Consider the following 15264-nt stretch of genomic DNA (forward strand, 5'->3'; position numbering starts at 1 on the left):
GAACCAACACTAAAATCCTCACATGTGAGGCTTACTTTTCCTCTGCCTCATCGTCTGGCCGGTACTGAATCACATAGACGTTGTACTGACGCTTGTTAATCCTTGGTGACTTCCTCTGGTAGCCCCTGCCGCTGGTCGGTGGTGTCAGCATGCCGCTCTCTGCCAGCACCCGGGCGAACTGTTTGGGATTGAATCCACTGGCTATCTCTTGCTCGAATGTTGCCGGGAAGGTGTAAAAGACGATCGGATCATCGTCATGGTTTCCGCTGGCGCGATAGCCAGCCATCTCACGGATTGGCATCGACTGAGGGTCATACGGGAAAGGGGCAAACCGGCTGTAGCCATTGGCGTTCAGAAACGCTTCACACTGGGCGATGATCTGCTGATGTTCTTTGTTGCCGGTACCAAACTCTCTCACCCAGGCGTTATAGCTGTGCTGAACAGCGTCGCGGCACGTCTGCTCGTCCCATCCAGTGATAACGCGGCCCAGCAGTAGCGCAGCCTCAAGAATGGCGAAGCGTGCGCCTACGCGATGAACCTGCTCCCCATATTCTGCAGGTATCAGACCGCGCCAGCGCGCCTCTGCCTCTCTGACTGCCTGAGTAGCCTGCTGTTGATTGCCGGCTAGCCATTTAATCCACTCCCGGCCTGCTGCGCCGTGGTGATTCTGCCAGGCATCCTTCAGCGCGTCGGCGTGCTGCTTGCCGTTCTCGTGCTGGTGGAATCGCACAGCCTTACTCAATGGAATATTCAGCAGCCTGACCAGTTGCCCGGCCTTCGCTTTGCGACCCGCCATAGCGATGAAGGTTTCTAAATCCATTTCGCCGGTACTGATCGCCACTGTGCGCCAGCGCTTCAGGTCACGGTTACCGCCTTCTTTGGCTCCCTGCAGTTTCCCAACGCCATTAAACAGGGCATAGGCAGACTGTGAAACGCTTACCGGGTCTGCTCCTTGTCCTACCTCATCCAGTGGCATCAGGGCATCATTATGGGCGGCAGCTTCGTTAGCCAGGCCTAACGCGGTGCCGTACCACGTCAGGCGCAGCTGGTCAGGATTACCGTAGAGGCTGCTGGCCACATTGGCGGTGGTGGTTTTACCGGCGCTTGATTGCTCGTAGAAGTGAATGCCGAAGCCATCAGCACCAGTCAGGCCAATCAGCGGGGCAGCCAGCGCCGCAGCAACGCCAGTCATCATTGAATAGTTACCGGCGGCCAGCGCTCCAACGCTTTGGCGCCAGCTTTCAGCGCTTCCCCTGCAGGTGTAACCGGCTGCGGCAGAACTGCGGCCGTTGAACAGTACCGGCTTGTCAGGCGCACCGATGATCTCCCCGTCAGGCATGATATAAGCGCCGCACTGCCACCCTGTAGCGTGCGCCACTCGCCAGACCTCCTTTGACCCGTTCCGCTGTAGCCAGTCCGCCAGAATTGCTCTCAGGCCGCTTTTGGTGGTCACGTTCACGCCACCAGCCTTGAGCGTTCGCCATCCTTCTCGCTCGCCAATGTCAGCCAGCGGGATAGCCTGAGTGGTTTCACTCTCTGAACCCCATGCCTGCCAGCGAAGGATTAGAAACTGGTCTTTGTCATCACGACCGGTGCCGACTACCTGCAGAGGGGAGCACAGCCAGCTTTCACGGTTAATGATTTCCCCTGTCTGCTTATCGGTGTTTGGCTCAACCCAGTACACACCATCCTCACGGCTTTCGATCCGGGGCTTTAATGCGTCGCGATCTGGCGCTGTTGCTTTGCCGCCCTCGATCACTTCCAGTTGAGTGACCATGCTTTCCCCCTGCGGTTGGTACAGTGATTCGTTAAATGCTGCTGTAGTGCTCTCAAGGCCATTCTGCTGGCGGTAATCATCCCAGTCGGCCTTATGGCTGGTGGGCGGTAAGGAAACCGAACCATTTATTGCCTCGGCAGCTTTATCAGCAAATATCTTCCCGCTGTTCACTTTTGGTTTGCCGCGGTCATCAAGCTCGCCAGGCTCATGCCAGTCGTTATCGCCGGCAATGACGATTGCGGCGTTCGGGTACTGCTGACGCATAGCTTTCGCAACAGGTGGCAGATTGCCGGCATCAAGAGCTACGACAGCGAGCGCTGCAGGGCGTATCAGGTGAGCTGTGAGCGTTGTGGCAAGCCCTTCAGCGATGATAATTTCCTTCACTTCCTGCGGCTGATTAACAAGGTGCCACGCTCCGCGCTTGGCTGAGCCAAAGAGCACCTTCTTTTCACCTTGTGGCGTGATGGTCTGTGCTGCGGCCACATCGCCGGACTCATCTACCAGCGGAAGAAGAATTGATCCATCGGGCAGGCATGGCAGATCGAAGCCATCAAGTCCTTTGGCAATCAGGTATTCGCTTTCGCCTGGCATGGTTTGTCCTGCGAGCCTCTGGTAGTGGCCCACAAAGTTTTCACGGCGCTGTTCTGCTTCTGCTGCCTCTTTCTTCTGGCGCTCCTGCTCATGCTGGTGGCGCTGTTCATCAAGCTGATGCCTTCTCTGGCTGGCGGCTTTCTGGTCAATTTCCGTCACCCGGTAATCAATACCCAGCACATCAGCCGCCATGCGGGCGGCCTCGGTAGTACCGCACTGATTAACCTTCTGGATGAGGTCTAAACCATCACCCGCGCCGCACTGGTTGCAGAAGAAGCTGCCGCGCCCTTTGTCATCGAAGCGAAAGCGATCTTTACCGCCACAGGCGGGGCATGGCGCGTGCTGGCGGGGTGAGCGTGGCACATTGATCCCCAGCTGACTAAGTACCATCGGCCAGCGGTTAGCCGCAGCACTGGTGGCCTCCCGGATCAGGTCATAATTACGCATGGAAGCTCACCTCGCCTTTTGAAAGAGAGGCGCTCATGTCGTTAATCATGCTCTGCCAGATGCTTTCCCCTCGCTCGTTCAGTCCGCAGCCCTCTATGCAGAGGGTCAACAGATTGACAGCCAGTGCTTCCCAGTGTGGATATTCCTGTTTCAATGCCTCCAGCAGATAACTGTCCACCAGCAACCTGATGCCTGCTGATCCATCCACAATGGCAACCTCAATCCTCTGCCCGCTGATTTCCATCGGGAACCAGTCGCCCCCGTTCTGCTGTCTCACATGGTTATAAATTGCTGCCGAATACTGGTTAGCCAGCGCATTAAGTCGGAAGTTTTTGGTAATTAGCGTCATGGTCTCCCCCTTAGTGCGCTGTCGGTGCGGCAGGAATGCCTTCAGTATTGAGAAGCTCGATAAAGCCATCGTGAAGCATGGCCATGCTGTCTCGCCCCCACGCGGAGAGAGTCATGCCACCATCTGCAGATGGTTCCAGCATTGACTGATAAAGCATGAGCGCTTTCTGGTATGGGTCATCATGCGTGTAGTCTTTCAGCATCAGCTCTTCAACGTTGAGCGCCAGTGAAAATCGCTCTGTTGCCGGGTAAACCACAATGCCACCGTGCTCACCCATGTAACGCACCGCATAAGTCGTTGTGCCGTCATTCTGGCTGACCGCAACTGTGCCATTTGCCTTCATCTGCTCGACGATAAACACGCCCGCCACCATCCAGCGCCAGACGCTTACTTGCTGCTTTAGGCTAGGTTTGAACCAGCCGTTAATTTCAGCCAGGGATAACTCAGCAATCACGCCAAAACCCTCTGAGAGCGGGTTATCAAAGCGCCCGTCATTCAGCTGGCGAATAGCTGATGAGTAACCAATAACTCTGTTGCCACAGCGCACACCATCAGGAGTCGCTTCTGCTGAGAAAGAGCCGGATTTCTCCGGCATTTTCGGGAATTTGAGGGCGTTACTCATGATTTAGTCTTTGCCCCCTTTTCGCGTGATTTCAGCTCGGTATCTACTGCCGCCTCAAGCGCCTTAATGGTGTCGTGAACGGTGTCGTGCGCCACATTGATGAGCCAGGTGTAATCTTCGTTAATGTCGGTCCCAGGCATCGTATCGAGAAGGATTGACAGAACGGCACGAGCCTTCTTCAGATTGGCTGCTTGCCCGTCAATATCAGCAAATGAAATAGCCATCAGATAGCACCTCCATGAGCAAGCTGGCTGGAGAGTCTGGCGATACGCATACCAGCCCGATCAGTGGTTGAGCACAGCTCAGCAAACAGTGTGGCTATACGGACTGCGGCTTTTGGATCGTGCTCCATAAGGGCTGCGTGCACGTTGCCCTTGTAGATTTCAGCGAGCAAATTCGCGTATTTGTCAGCGTTCTGAATGTCGATAGACACAGATCTGAGGGGCGATTGCTGCTCAGTAAGAACGGCAACCGGCTGCGGGTGCTTGTTAGATACAGCGACGTTGAGATGTTTCATGCTTTTCCCTCCTGCGCCTGACGTTCTCTCGCAGCATCACATTCCTCAAAGCGAGCCAGATTGTGGATGCCATCTACGAGCAGGTACATCTCACGGCGCTGCTCTTCGTCCGTAATCTGAGGGATTACCACAGTCAGCAGGTGGAGCAAGCCAGCCTGAGCGCGCAGCAGGCGATCACGAGAGATATTCTCAGGCGTGTTTGGCGTCGGGGCGCTCTCATTGCCGATGATGGCCTGTGTACGTTTGAAATCTGCAGAGTAGGATTTGATGTTGTCGTTATGCATGAGCCACCTCCTGAACTGGCAGGCGTGCGGCTAATGACAGGATGAAGTGAGGCGCCAGAACGCGGCGGGCTTCTTTCTCGCTGGTGGCTTCAACGGATACACGACAGGGCTTGGCCATCATGTCAGCACGTGACAGAGCCAGAAAACGAAACTCAAATTTGGGCGTGGTTTGGGTGAGGGTAGTAGCCATGGTGGCAGCCTCCGATAACTGGTATTTGATACCACCACCGGAAACGCCAATTTCACTGGTGGTGGACTGAACAGGGTTGGCGTAACCGGCGTTATCGGAAACCGGCGCGGATTTCTCCGCCCCCATCCAGCCCACCATTACTTCGTGAGCGACACGGATTATAACCATATCGCCGAAAAAAGGGTGAGTCAGATTTACGACACAAATAAAGACGCTAGGCGCGTCAAGTGTCGCCGACAACATTACCAGGACGCCAATCCTGACACCGGATTTTGCCGGTGCAGGTTGAGGATAGTCCGAAGATTGCAAAGAGGGCAAGCGGTTTTTTAAGTGTTTGTGACAGGCGCTGCCGACAGCGTAAGACACTGACTTACGCATCATGGCTTTACGTATCGTCAGGCACAAAGCCAAATTACTGGCTGAGTAGGCGTCAGGTTTTGTGAGGTTGCTGACGTCATCATTTGTCATCAACTGGCTAAGTTTGGCTAAGTTTTCTGGGCATAGTGACAGGCTAGCCAGCGGGTAAGCATTGCTCTGAACGGCCATCATGGCTTCATCTCCGTAAACTCACGCATAAAGCGCTCCAGTGGTTGTCTGCAGGGCGATGAGTAACCGTCTCGGTAGAACGTCACGCGATTAAATTGCACGTTATGTACCGTGACCATTACGCCACTGGCATCTTGATAGCGCTGCTGTGGTTCTGGCTGGTTGGTGGGCTTAGTCATTAGTGAACCTCCGGCAGCTGGGGCTGATACTTCAACCAGAGAGCGGCTTCCTCAGCAGCAAGGCTGGCTTTCTCACCCTTACACGCCTGTAGGTCTTTACCGCGCTTGCTGGCCTTCTTGTCATAGGCAGCCTGGCGCTTGCTGTGATCGTTCAGGAAGGCGAACGGCACGCCGTATGAGCCAGTTTTGCGGATTGATGGGATAACTTCGCGGAATACCCAGTTGCTGAAACGGTGGGCGAATGTGCCGGGCGTAGTGGCCTTGCGGCTGCGGGCGATCAGTTTGTAGAAGCCAGACTCAGCGACCGTGTGCATGTTCTGCTTACCACCAAGGGTGTAAGTTAAACTTACCCCCTTTTCATCATCATCAAGCGCAGCGATTGCCGTAATGTGATTTGAGAGTTCCAGCGCATCGCAAATATCCTTAGCAATAAACCACGGCTCGCCATTGATATTCACAATGCGCACGGAGACGCCTTCAAATTTGATAACGGAAATATCACCGTCCTCAACTGTAAAAATAGTGCTCATGCTGGTGGCGGGCTGAGGGGTGGCCTCAGAAATTAATCTGCTTTTTTCAGTTTCCATTTTCAGTCTCCGTTAAGCGGCGTTGAACGCATCCGGGTAAAGGGAAAGAATGTCGTTAATCTCACGCTGAGACAGGCCGGTATATCCACCAGCAGCGGCATTACTGTTAACTAGTTGAATCACTCGCATCACGTCAGCGCGGCAGGTGATCCGGTAACGGAAATGGCTACCAATCCCGTCGCCGTTAGGCTCGTCGATGCGCTCCAGGCGAATATCAAGCCTTCTTTCCAGCTCTGTCGCGTAATTGCGGGCGCTGGACAAGCGGCAATATCGAAGGATTTCGTTCTCAGTGAAGCCATTAACGCCGGTACGCATCATATAGACGCGAGCGCGGTGTTTCTTTGGGGTTGGCTTAATCACTGCGGCAGGCGTAATATCAGAGGCGTCAGCTCTCTGATTAGCCGCCTGTAATGGGCGGTTCTCCATTAGGCCACCTCTCCGCGAGATTCAGCAATACGCTGATTAATCCAGTCATCAACTTCACTTTCAACGAAAGCGATAGCGCGTGAACCAATTTTGACTGATTGAGGAAAGCGGCTTTCTTTGAGCAGGCGATAAATCCACGCCTTGCTATAGCCAGTGCGGCGCTGAACTTCTGGAAGTCTAATTAATGAATGAGACATCTGTAAGGCTCCTATAGTCGTTTGTCGTCTACAGGAGCCATTAAAGAACATAGCGTTTGATAGGTCATGGCTATAGGGGGAAGGGTTACCCTTATTAGGGTGCTACTCTTTTATGCTCCGATTTGCCTCAGCGAATTTTTTCTCAAGGTTGGTCGAGCTGATGCCATATTTCCCTTCATGATATGCCAGCAAAGCACTAACAATAGCAGCCTGATTATCGAATACTGAATGCTTATGCCCCGAAGGCGAGTGGCTTAGCATAAGCTGAAGCAAACCACCTATTACATTGAGATAAGATCGCTCGCTTCTAGCATCAACACTCGCACCAACGCCATTATCAACCATTTGCTTAAGTGAGCTGTTTTCGCCCTGCAAATCGGTTATTTGCTGTTTTTGTTGCTGGAAAGTTGTAATGGCATTTTCCAAACGAATATTAATCCTTCTATTTTCCGCCTGAAGAGTTTGATAAGCATCTACTGTTATGCTGGCGTGCATCTGTTTTTCAACTTCATCAAATAGAAAGGCTGGCTTTTGATTAGGGTAATGTGTTGCCATCCACGCACGTAGATCAGAATGCCTAATTGTTAGCCTATGCTTAGCAACCTGTTCACCAGCAATAACTGTTTTACCATCCCTACCATATGGAATCTCTCCATTATGGATGGCATCAAGAATCTTTTCGGCATTGACCCTCAAGCATGGCCATTGAGGAAACATGCCTACACCAGGCAATACATCAAAACCTACTTTTTCCAATATCAGTACTTCATGCGCAATTAAATTACACCACCGGAGTGCGGCCTCTACTGGTGTGTAATATGCTTTTTCTAAGGAACTACAGCTTTTATTGTCATATGCCACGTTCGCCACCTCACGCCCTCTTAATTTGGCGGCTATGCCAGCCCGTAGAGGTGTACGGGTTTTCGGGGATCAGCCTAGACATAGCCTATTCTTTGTTCGTCTACTGAAGTCTACTACCATCGCTTAATACTGTCTATTCATCCAGTTATGCTCTTCTGCCAAACGAGCCGTGAACCATGTTTTCGCCTTTCTCTAACGCATCCATATAGTCGGCATACCACTGAAGCATTTCACGGCGTCCATCCAGATACTGGGCGTGGTTGTAGGTGCCACGAATACTGTTCTTATCTGCGTGAGCCAGCTGCGTTTCAATCCATGCAGTGTTATAGCCCTGCTCATGCAAAATGGTGCTCATAGTGTGTCTGAAGCCGTGACCGGTAGCTTTACTGTCATAACCAATTCGTTTGATAACCTGATTGATACTGGCCTCGCTCATCGTCTTCCCTGCATCGTTGCGCCCGGGGAACACATAGCGCCCTCTTCCCGTCAGCTGGTGGACTTCTTCAAGGAGAGATTTAGCTTGGATGGAAAGCGGCACTACATGAGGGCGGCGCATCTTCATCCGTTCTGCAGGTATCTGCCAGATGCCTTTCTCTAAATCGAATTCAGCCCATTCAGCAGCGCGTAATTCAATCGTGCGTGTGCCAGTAAGCATCAACAGCCGGGTGGCATTTTGTGTAACCTTGCTGCCAGTGTATTCACTAAGTGCGCGAAGGAAGCCGCCAATCTGTTCGGTGAGAAGATGAGGGAAATGCTTTTGCTTTGGCGCTTTTAGTGCGCCGGCGAGATCGGTAACAGGGTTATGCTCTGCCCTGCCGGTGATGACGGCGTAGGTAAAAATCTGACGGCAAGCCTGACGTGTTTTCTTCAGTTTATCCAGAACGCCGCGCTGCTCCATCTTTCTGAGCACCAGCAGCATCTCTGCCGCTTTGATTTCCGCAATGGCACGTTTACCGATAAACGGGAACACATCTTTTTGCAGGTACTCTAGGATGTCACTGGCATAGCCCTGTGACCAGCTAGGGCGCTTATGCTCATACCATTCAATCGCCAATGCTTCGAAGCTGTTACTGACCGCCAGAATCTTAGCCTGCTTTTCCGTCTGTTTAACCTCACCCGGATCACCACCAGCAGCTAAAGTGCGTTTTGCTTCATCACGCTTCGCCCTGGCATCGGCCAGAGAGACATCAGGATATACCCCCAGCGCCAGCAGCTTTTCTTTTCCCGCAACGCGGTACTTTAAACGCCAGTATCGTGAGCCATTGGTGTTAACGAGAAGGTAAAGACCACCGCCGTCAGAGAGCTTGTAGGCTTTATCTTTGGCCTTTGAAGTGTCCACTGTGCGGGCATTAAGTTTCAATTTGGGGGTATCTCATTTCATTGAACAGAACTATACCCCCAAATGTACCCCCACCTGAATGTTGATTTCAATAGATGATAGTAGACGTTGAGATAACGAAATTCGCGGGAATGTGCTTACTGACTGGGGTTTTGTGGGCTTTAGTAGACGACAGGAAAAGTGAAAATGGCACGCCCTACAGGATTCGAACCTGTGACCTACGGCTTAGAAGGCCGGTGCTCTATCCAGCTGAGCTAAGGGCGCACGGGGATGGCGAGGATTATACGGCGAGACCTCGACGAGTCAACGATTTTGGCCGCTGCCACAATGCGTATGCCGAAGAATCAGACAACGGGCGGCGATTCAGAACCTGACAGCGCGCCGCGCTTCTGACAGAATAGGCGCCTTTCCCCGATTCAACACAACACAGTGGATTTCCTCTCTGATGGCAGCAAAAATTATTGACGGTAAAACGATTGCGCAGCAGGTGCGCCTTGAGGTTGCGGAAAAAGTAAAGCAGCGCCTGGCGGCCGGTAAACGCGCGCCGGGTCTCGCGGTCGTGCTGGTGGGCGAAAACCCCGCTTCGCAAATCTATGTCGGCAGCAAACGCCGCGCCTGCGAAGAGGTCGGCTTCGTGTCGCGCTCTTACGATCTGCCGGCGACCACCAGCGAAGCCGATTTGCTGCAGCTGATTGACGATCTCAATGACGATCGGGAGATTGACGGCATTCTGGTGCAGCTGCCGCTGCCGGCCGGCATCGACAACGTCAAGGTGCTGGAACGCATTACGCCGGATAAAGACGTCGACGGCTTCCATCCCTACAACGTCGGTCGTCTCTGCCAGCGCGCGCCGACGCTGCGTCCCTGCACGCCGCGCGGCATCGTGACGCTGCTGGAGCGCTACAATATCGATACCTACGGCCTGAACGCCGTGGTGGTTGGCGCCTCCAATATCGTGGGCCGTCCGATGAGCATGGAGCTGCTGCTGGCGGGCTGCACCACCACCGTTACCCACCGCTTCACCAAAGATCTGCGTCACCACGTCGAGCATGCCGATCTGCTGGTGGTCGCCGTCGGCAAGCCGGGCTTTATTCCCGGCGACTGGATTAAGCCGGGCGCGGTGGTGATCGATGTCGGCATTAACCGACTGGAGAGCGGCAAAGTGGTCGGCGACGTCGATTTCGAGGCGGCCTCGGCGCGCGCGTCGTACATCACGCCGGTGCCGGGCGGCGTAGGTCCGATGACCGTCGCTACGCTGATCGAAAACACGCTGCACGCGTGCGAAACCTATCACGATAGAGAGGAAGCATAATGGCGACTTTTAGCCTGGGTAAACATCCACACGTCGATCTGTGCGATCTGCTGAAGCTGGAAGGCTGGGTAGAGAGCGGCGCGCAGGCCAAAATCGTTATCGCCGACGGCGAAGTGACGGTTGACGGCGCGGTGGAAACCCGCAAGCGCTGCAAAATCGTGGCCGGACAGACCGTCGCGTTCGCCGGACACCGCATTACCGTTACCGCCTGACGGCGGCGACAAGCGGGCGTCTGGCGTAAAGGCCAGGCGTCCCGCCCTGCCACTTTCTGAACACTGCCCTCATCAATCCGCGATGCCTTAGCAGATAGCCTTTGCAGCAGGCGCAGGCTATCCGCTAAGGCATAAAAAAGGCGCCTGAGCGCCCTTTCCGGTGTTACTTACGACGCCAGGTCGAGCCCTGCGGCCCGTCTTCTACAATCACGCCCAGCTCGTTCAGCTTGTCGCGCGCGATATCGGCCTGCGCCCAGTTTTTCTCTCTGCGCGCGTCGGCGCGGGCCTGCACCCAGCGCTCGATCTCGGCGACGTCGTCGGCGTTGGCCTGCGCCCCGCTCTGCAGGAACTGCTCGGGATCCTGTTGCAGAATGCCCAGCACGTTGGCAATCTCGCGCAGCTTCGCCGCCAGCGCACTGGCTGCATCGCCGTTTTCGCCTTTCAGACGATTGACCTCGCGCGCCATATCGAACAGCACCGAGTAGGCTTCCGGCGTGTTGAAGTCGTCGTCCATCGCCGCGCGGAAGCGCGCGTCAAACTCTTCGCCGCCAGCCGGCGCGACGTTGCGATCGGTGTGGCGCAGCGCGGTGTAGAGGCGCTCCAGCGCCGCGCGCGCCTGGTTAAGATTCTCTTCGCCGTAGTTAAGCTGGCTGCGGTAGTGGCCCGACATCAGAAAGTAGCGCACCGTTTCGGCGTCGTAGTGCTGCAGCACGTCGCGCACGGTGAAGAAGTTGCCGAGCGATTTCGACATCTTCTCGCGATCCACCATCACCATGCCGGAGTGCATCCAGTAATTAACGTATGGGCCGTCATGGGCGCAGGTCGACTGGGCGATCTCGTTTTCATGGTGCGGGAACATCAGATCCGAGCCGCCGCCGTGAATGTCGAAGTGCGCGCCGAGCTGTTTGCAGTTCATCGCCGAGCACTCGATATGCCAGCCGGGACGGCCGTTGCCCCAGGGCGAAGGCCAGGCGGGCTCGTCCGCTTTCGACATTTTCCACAGCACGAAATCCATCGGGTTGCGCTTCACTTCGGCCACTTCCACGCGCGCGCCCGCCTGCAGCTGCTCCAGGTCCTGACGCGACAGCGCGCCGTAATCGGCATCGCTCAGCACGTCGAACATCACGTCGCCGTTGTCGGCGATGTAGGCGTGGCCTCGTTCGATTAGACGTTCCACAAGCTCGATAATCTCGGCGATATGGCGCGTGGCGCGCGGCTCCTGATCCGGCGGCAGAATGCCCAGCGCGGCGAAATCCTTATGCATCTCGCCAATCATGCGGTTGGTGAGGGTTTCGATGCTTTCGCCGTTTTCATTGGCGCGTCGAATGATCTTATCGTCGATATCAGTAATGTTGCGTACGTAGTTCAGACGATAGCCGCTGTAGCGCAGGTAGCGAGCAACCACGTCGAACGCCACGAAGGTGCGCCCATGGCCGATATGACAGAGGTCGTACACCGTGATACCGCACACGTACATGCCGATTTCACCAGCATGGATAGGTTTGAATTCCTCTTTCTGTCGACTCAGGGTGTTATAAATCTTTAGCATTGAACAGTTCCGTTTAGACGAGTGCGGTAAACACTTTTATCAGGTTATTCAGTTATTGTGCCGTATTTTTCGCGCTTGCGCGACGGCAGCGTGCCGAGAGCGCCGCGGGCGTGCTGACGCGTCATTGGAATTTATGATATAAGAGGCGTCGACAAAAATGGCCAGCGCGTTTTGCGGCGGCCAGACAGCTGACGACAACCTTTACAGGACGAGAATGATGGTTACTTTCCAGACCAACCACGGCGACATCGTAATTAAAACCTTCGACGATAAAGCCCCCGCTACCGTGCAAAACTTCCTCGAATACTGCCGTGAAGGTTTTTACGACAACACCATTTTCCACCGTGTTATCAACGGCTTTATGATCCAGGGCGGCGGTTTTGAGCCGGGCATGAAGCAGAAAGAGACCAAAGCTGAAATTCGCAACGAAGCGAACAACGGCCTGAAAAACACCCGCGGCACTCTGGCGATGGCGCGTACCTCCGCTCCGCATTCCGCTACCGCGCAGTTCTTTATCAACGTCGCCGACAACGACTTCCTGAACTTCCGCGACGAAAGCCTGCAGGGCTGGGGTTATTGCGTGTTCGCAGAAGTAGTGGAAGGCATGGACGTGGTCGACAAAATCAAAGCGGTTTCTACCGGCCGCAGCGGCATGCACCAGGACGTACCGAAAGATGACGTCGTCATCCAGAAAGTTACCGTCAGCGAGTAATGTCGCGCACCCTGTTTATCGCAGATTTGCATCTGTGTCAGGAAGAACCGGCGATCACCGCCGGTTTTCTGCGTTTTCTGGCGCGTGAAGCGCCGCGCTGCGACGCGCTCTATATCCTTGGCGATCTGTTTGAAGCCTGGATTGGCGATGACGATCCCAACCCGCTGCACCAGCAGGTCGCCGACGCGCTGCGCGCGCTGCCAGTACCGGTCTACTTTATTCATGGCAACCGCGATTTCCTGCTCGGCAAGGCTTACGGCCGCGCCAGCGGCATGACGCTGCTGCCGGAAGAGCAGGTGCTGACCTGCTACGGTCACCGCGTGCTGATCCTGCACGGCGATACGCTCTGCACCGACGACGCGGGCTATCAGCGTTTTCGCGCCAAAGTGCATCAGCGCTGGCTGCAACGCCTTTTTCTCGCCCTGCCGCTGTTTATTCGCCAGCGCATCGCCGCGCGCATGCGCGACGGCAGCAAACAGGCGAACCAGCATAAGTCGCTCACCATTATGGACGTCAACGCCGACGCGGTTGAGGCGGCGATGGTGCGCCAGCAGACGCGCCTGATGATCCACGGCCACACCCATCGTCCGGCGATCCATCGCTTCGGGTTACAGGGTGAACCTGCCGAGCGCGCAGTGTTAGGCGCGTGGCACGAGCGCGGCTCGATGATCCAACTGGATGCCAGCGGCATCAGCCTTATCGAATTCGAGTTTTAAAACGGCGCTCAACGTGCCGGAAAGGCGGCGACGCAACCGTTTTCCTTCCGCCTTTCTCATGCTATTCTCTGTGCCCTTCTTTACCTGCCCGACCGGCCAGGTTCGTTTGTTTATTCACAGGAGTTGACCGCATGTCATCCAACGCCGCCCCGGCCCGCATTGCTATTGTAATGGGCTCCAGAAGTGACTGGTCCACCATGCAGTTCGCTGCGGAAATCCTCACCAGCCTGGACGTGCCCTTCCACGTTGAAGTGGTTTCCGCGCATCGCACCCCGGACAAGCTGTTCAGCTTCGCCGAAACGGCCGCCGATAACGGCTATCAGGTGATTATCGCGGGCGCGGGCGGCGCGGCGCATCTGCCGGGCATGCTGGCGGCGAAAACCCTGGTGCCGGTACTGGGCGTGCCCGTGCAGAGCGCGGCGCTGAGCGGCGTCGACAGCCTCTACTCTATCGTGCAGATGCCGCGCGGCATTCCGGTCGGCACTCTGGCGATCGGCAAAGCGGGCGCGGCCAACGCCGCGCTGCTGGCGGCGCAGATTCTGGCGATCCACGACGCGGCGCTGGCCGCGCGCCTCGGCGACTGGCGCCAGGCGCAGACCGACGAGGTGCTGAATAACCCGGATCCGCGGGAGGATGCATGAAGCCGGTTTGCGTACTGGGCAACGGTCAGCTGGGCCGTATGCTGCGCCAGGCGGGCGAGCCGCTGGGCATCGCCGTCTACCCGGTCGGCCTCGACGCCGAACCGGACGCCCTGCCGATTGCGCAGAGCGTGATCACTGCTGAAATCGAGCGCTGGCCGGAGACCGCGCTGACGCGCGAGCTGGCGGTGCATCCCGCCTTTGTGAACCGCGATATTTTTCCGCGTCTGGCGGATCGTCTGACGCAGAAGCAGCTGCTCGATCAGCTACATCTCGCCACCGCGCCCTGGCAGCTGCTGGCCGATAAAAGCGAATGGCCGCAGGTATTCGCCTCGCTGGGCGAGCTGGCGATTGTTAAGCGCCGCACCGGCGGCTACGACGGCCGCGGCCAGTGGCGGCTGCGTGCAGATGAAACCGATACGCTGCCGGATGAGTGCTACGGCGAGTGCATCGTCGAACAGGGCATTAACTTTTCCGGCGAGGTGTCGCTGGTGGGCGCGCGCGGTCAGGATGGCCGTACCGTGTTCTACCCGCTGACTCACAACCTGCATCAGGAGGGCATTCTGCGCACCAGCGTCGCCTTCCCGCAGGCGGACGCCGCGCAGCAAACGCAGGCGGAAGCGATGCTCGGCGCCATAATGCAGGAGCTGAACTATGTCGGCGTGATGGCGATGGAGTGTTTCGTTACGCCGGAAGGGCTGCTGATTAACGAACTGGCGCCGCGCGTGCACAACAGCGGACACTGGACGCAGAACGGCGCCTCCATCAGTCAGTTCGAGCTGCATCTGCGCGCCGTGCTGGGCCTGGCGCTGCCGCAGCCGGTGGTGTTCGCGCCATCGGTGATGGTCAATCTGATCGGCACCGCGCTGAACAGCGACTGGCTGCAGCAGCCGCTGGTGCATCTGCACTGGTATGACAAAGAGGTGCGCCCGGGCCGCAAGGTTGGACACCTCAACCTGACCGACAGCGACAGCGCACGGCTGACCGCGGCGCTAGCGGCGCTGGTGCCGATGCTGCCGCCGGAGTACGCCAGCGGCATCGCCTGGGCCGTAGCAAAGTTCTGATTAGTCAGTATAACCCGCGAGTTTTATTAATAAAGTGCCAGCGCGGGTAACATGACCCGATCGCAAAGACGCAAAAAGCGGCATCCTTGCCCGCTCGGCCCACGCCATCCCTGGCGTGGGACGCTTTGCTCTTCGGTCCATGTTACCCG

The 15264-nt window shown here is 56.1% G+C and carries 20 protein-coding genes and 1 tRNA gene; 6 read left to right on the forward strand and 15 right to left on the reverse strand.

What is annotated here, in order from left to right; genetic code table 11:
* Positions 1–31: 31 nt before the first annotated feature.
* The 14 genes from JS46_RS14620 to JS46_RS14685 all read right to left on the reverse strand — a co-directional run bounded on the left by JS46_RS14620 (position 32) and on the right by JS46_RS14685 (position 9176).
* Entirely contained in the window at positions 32–2815 is a 2784-nt protein-coding gene (locus JS46_RS14620; RefSeq protein WP_033752616.1) for a TOPRIM and DUF927 domain-containing protein, read from the reverse strand.
* Positions 2808–3164: a hypothetical protein gene (locus JS46_RS14625; protein WP_033752617.1), complete on the reverse strand. Its 357-nt coding sequence runs from the start codon at positions 3162–3164 to the stop codon at positions 2808–2810. Before JS46_RS14625 ends, JS46_RS14620 begins: the two co-directional genes overlap by 8 nt.
* A 10-nt stretch (positions 3165–3174) precedes the next feature.
* Entirely contained in the window at positions 3175–3786 is a 612-nt protein-coding gene (locus JS46_RS14630; RefSeq protein ID WP_051905628.1) for a hypothetical protein, read from the reverse strand.
* Positions 3783–4010, reverse strand: a complete 228-nt coding sequence (locus JS46_RS14635; protein ID WP_033752618.1) for a hypothetical protein — start codon at positions 4008–4010, stop codon at positions 3783–3785. The genes JS46_RS14630 and JS46_RS14635 overlap by 4 nt, the downstream gene beginning before the upstream one ends.
* Positions 4010–4303 (reverse strand): hypothetical protein, encoded by a 294-nt coding sequence (locus JS46_RS14640; RefSeq protein WP_033752620.1) that lies wholly within the window; start codon positions 4301–4303, stop codon positions 4010–4012. Before JS46_RS14640 ends, JS46_RS14635 begins: the two co-directional genes overlap by 1 nt.
* On the reverse strand, positions 4300–4587 hold the full coding sequence (locus tag JS46_RS14645) for a hypothetical protein (protein ID WP_033752621.1): 288 nt from the start codon (positions 4585–4587) through the stop codon (positions 4300–4302). Before JS46_RS14645 ends, JS46_RS14640 begins: the two co-directional genes overlap by 4 nt.
* A complete protein-coding gene (locus JS46_RS14650) occupies positions 4580–5326 on the reverse strand; it encodes a host cell division inhibitor Icd-like protein (protein ID WP_235213008.1) in 747 nt (248 codons plus the stop codon). The genes JS46_RS14645 and JS46_RS14650 overlap by 8 nt, the downstream gene beginning before the upstream one ends.
* The gene (locus JS46_RS14655; protein WP_033752622.1) at positions 5323–5502 is read right to left on the reverse strand and encodes a DUF4222 domain-containing protein; all 180 of its coding nucleotides are present in this window, start codon (positions 5500–5502) and stop codon (positions 5323–5325) included. Before JS46_RS14655 ends, JS46_RS14650 begins: the two co-directional genes overlap by 4 nt.
* The gene (locus JS46_RS14660; protein ID WP_033752624.1) at positions 5502–6089 is read right to left on the reverse strand and encodes a BRO family protein; all 588 of its coding nucleotides are present in this window, start codon (positions 6087–6089) and stop codon (positions 5502–5504) included. Before JS46_RS14660 ends, JS46_RS14655 begins: the two co-directional genes overlap by 1 nt.
* A 12-nt stretch (positions 6090–6101) precedes the next feature.
* Positions 6102–6515 (reverse strand): hypothetical protein, encoded by a 414-nt coding sequence (locus JS46_RS14665; protein ID WP_033752625.1) that lies wholly within the window; start codon positions 6513–6515, stop codon positions 6102–6104.
* On the reverse strand, positions 6515–6712 hold the full coding sequence (locus tag JS46_RS23495; protein WP_033752627.1) for an AlpA family transcriptional regulator: 198 nt from the start codon (positions 6710–6712) through the stop codon (positions 6515–6517). The genes JS46_RS14665 and JS46_RS23495 overlap by 1 nt, the downstream gene beginning before the upstream one ends.
* A gap of 102 nt (positions 6713–6814) precedes the next feature.
* The gene (locus tag JS46_RS14675) at positions 6815–7573 is read right to left on the reverse strand and encodes a hypothetical protein (RefSeq protein WP_033752888.1); all 759 of its coding nucleotides are present in this window, start codon (positions 7571–7573) and stop codon (positions 6815–6817) included.
* Positions 7574–7718: 145 nt separating this feature from the next.
* Complete coding sequence (locus tag JS46_RS14680) at positions 7719–8933, reverse strand: tyrosine-type recombinase/integrase (RefSeq protein ID WP_033752628.1); 1215 nt, start codon at positions 8931–8933, stop codon at positions 7719–7721.
* 166 nt (positions 8934–9099) lie between these two features.
* Positions 9100–9176: transfer RNA gene (locus JS46_RS14685), tRNA-Arg, on the reverse strand.
* A 181-nt stretch (positions 9177–9357) separates the two neighbouring features.
* On the opposite strand from JS46_RS14685, the gene folD reads away from it, so the two are divergent.
* Together folD and ybcJ are read left to right on the forward strand one after the other, a co-directional pair.
* Positions 9358–10224 carry a bifunctional methylenetetrahydrofolate dehydrogenase/methenyltetrahydrofolate cyclohydrolase FolD gene (folD, locus tag JS46_RS14690; protein WP_033752629.1) on the forward strand — a complete coding sequence of 289 codons (867 nt, stop codon included), beginning with the start codon at positions 9358–9360 and terminating at the stop codon, positions 10222–10224.
* Entirely contained in the window at positions 10224–10436 is a 213-nt protein-coding gene (ybcJ, locus tag JS46_RS14695) for a ribosome-associated protein YbcJ (protein WP_033752631.1), read from the forward strand. Before folD ends, ybcJ begins: the two co-directional genes overlap by 1 nt.
* A 163-nt stretch (positions 10437–10599) precedes the next feature.
* Here ybcJ and cysS read toward each other — a convergent pair whose 3' ends face one another.
* On the reverse strand, positions 10600–11985 hold the full coding sequence (gene cysS / locus JS46_RS14700; RefSeq protein WP_033752632.1) for a cysteine--tRNA ligase: 1386 nt from the start codon (positions 11983–11985) through the stop codon (positions 10600–10602).
* A gap of 217 nt (positions 11986–12202) precedes the next feature.
* On the opposite strand from cysS, the gene ppiB reads away from it, so the two are divergent.
* From ppiB to purK, 4 genes are all read left to right on the forward strand, one after another.
* Complete coding sequence (gene ppiB / locus JS46_RS14705; RefSeq protein ID WP_033752889.1) at positions 12203–12697, forward strand: peptidylprolyl isomerase B; 495 nt, start codon at positions 12203–12205, stop codon at positions 12695–12697.
* Positions 12697–13413 (forward strand): UDP-2,3-diacylglucosamine diphosphatase, encoded by a 717-nt coding sequence (gene lpxH, locus JS46_RS14710; protein WP_033752633.1) that lies wholly within the window; start codon positions 12697–12699, stop codon positions 13411–13413. Before ppiB ends, lpxH begins: the two co-directional genes overlap by 1 nt.
* A 131-nt stretch (positions 13414–13544) precedes the next feature.
* Positions 13545–14054 carry a 5-(carboxyamino)imidazole ribonucleotide mutase gene (purE, locus tag JS46_RS14715; RefSeq protein ID WP_033752634.1) on the forward strand — a complete coding sequence of 170 codons (510 nt, stop codon included), beginning with the start codon at positions 13545–13547 and terminating at the stop codon, positions 14052–14054.
* Positions 14051–15115: a 5-(carboxyamino)imidazole ribonucleotide synthase gene (gene purK, locus JS46_RS14720; RefSeq protein ID WP_033752636.1), complete on the forward strand. Its 1065-nt coding sequence runs from the start codon at positions 14051–14053 to the stop codon at positions 15113–15115. The genes purE and purK overlap by 4 nt, the downstream gene beginning before the upstream one ends.
* The last annotated feature ends 149 nt before the right edge of the window (positions 15116–15264 follow it).

Origin of the sequence: Pantoea sp. NGS-ED-1003, assembly GCF_000738765.1 — a bacterium.
GTDB classification, from domain to species: Bacteria; Pseudomonadota; Gammaproteobacteria; order Enterobacterales; family Enterobacteriaceae; genus Pantoea; species Pantoea septica.